This is a genomic window from Streptomyces prasinopilosus, from assembly GCF_001419695.1.
GTDB lineage: Bacteria > Actinomycetota > Actinomycetes > Streptomycetales > Streptomycetaceae > Streptomyces > Streptomyces prasinopilosus.
Genome location: NZ_LIRG01001045.1, coordinates 1 through 1,183, shown reverse-complemented (window position 1 = coordinate 1,183; position 1,183 = coordinate 1). Strand labels below are relative to the sequence as shown.

The 1,183-nt window shown below is 67.6% G+C and carries 1 protein-coding gene; it reads right to left on the bottom strand.

Annotated features, from left to right (window positions below; all coding sequences use genetic code 11):
• Positions 1–81: 81 nt before the first annotated feature.
• The coding region (locus AOK18_RS29985) for a non-reducing end alpha-L-arabinofuranosidase family hydrolase (RefSeq protein ID WP_055696334.1) at positions 82–1,183 on the bottom strand (1,102 nt) is incomplete at its 5' end.

Sequence of the window (1,183 nt, the reverse complement as noted above, 5' to 3'; positions counted from 1 at the left end):
TCTCGCCCGGCCCGGGCGGGCTCGGTTCTCCGCCGAGCCCGCCCACCGGCTCCCCATCGGAGCCGGACCCGTGTCATGCCGTCAGCGCCGCAGCGTCAGCAGACCCGGACGGTAGGGCAGGAGGCCGTAGTCGCCGCCGGAGGAGGGGCTGCGCCCCTGGTAGAGCAACTGCAGGTTGCAGGGATCGACGGTCATGGTCTGATCGGCGCTGGTGCGGAGCAGTTCACCGTGGCTGATGTCGTTGGTCCAGGTGGCGCCGCTGTTGGCCTTGCCGGCGAAGGGATTGCCCTCGGTCGCGGCCTGGGGTGTCCACGAGCCGTTCAGGCTGGTGGCCGTGAACGAGCGGAAGTACCGGCCCTGCGAGCCGATCGCCTCGACGATCATGAGGTAGCGGTCCTGGCCCTGCAGCTTGTAGACCTGCGGGGCTTCGAACAGGTTGTTGGTCGTATCGCTCATGACCACTGTCGAGGTCGAGCCGAAGCTGCCCGGGAAGTTCCCGATCGGCATGCTGGCCCGGTAGATCTTGCCGTTGTCGCCGGCGAAGAACAGGTACATGTTCGTCCCGTCACCGATGAGCGCCTGGTCGATGGGCCCTGTTCCGGAGCCGGAGATGCTTCCGGAGAAGAGCACCTGCTCGGACGACCAGCCGTTCGGATTGGTGGGGTCGCTCGACGTCCGGTAGGAGAAGGCGGTCCCGCCCCACTGGTAGGCGAGCACCCAGATGTTCTTCGGCGCGAAGTAGAAGAGCGTGGGTGCGACGGTGGACTGGGACATCGCGTTCTGGCCGGCCGAGGCCATCTCCGACCAGTTGGTGAACAGGTTGAAGTTCATCGAACCCCACCTCGTCCCCGTGTCGTGCGTGGTCGCGTAGACGAGCTGCCTGCCGTTGTAGGGGGCGACGGTGAAGTCCTTGAGCGAGACCCACCCCTGCCTGGGCTGCGCCAGCGCGCCCGTCGACGTCCAGCGGTACGTCGACGGAAGGGTGCACGCGCCGGGGGTCTCGGCGCCGACCTTGACGAGCTGCCACTGCTGGTTGGTGCCGCCCCAGTCGTCGTACTGGACGATGTTCGCGTTGTCGGCGGTGGAGGCGCCCTGTACCTCGAGGGCCTTGTTGCTGTGGCGCGAGATGAGCCTCACGTGGCCGTCCGGGCTGTCGGCCAGCCGCCACTGCTGGTTGGTGCCG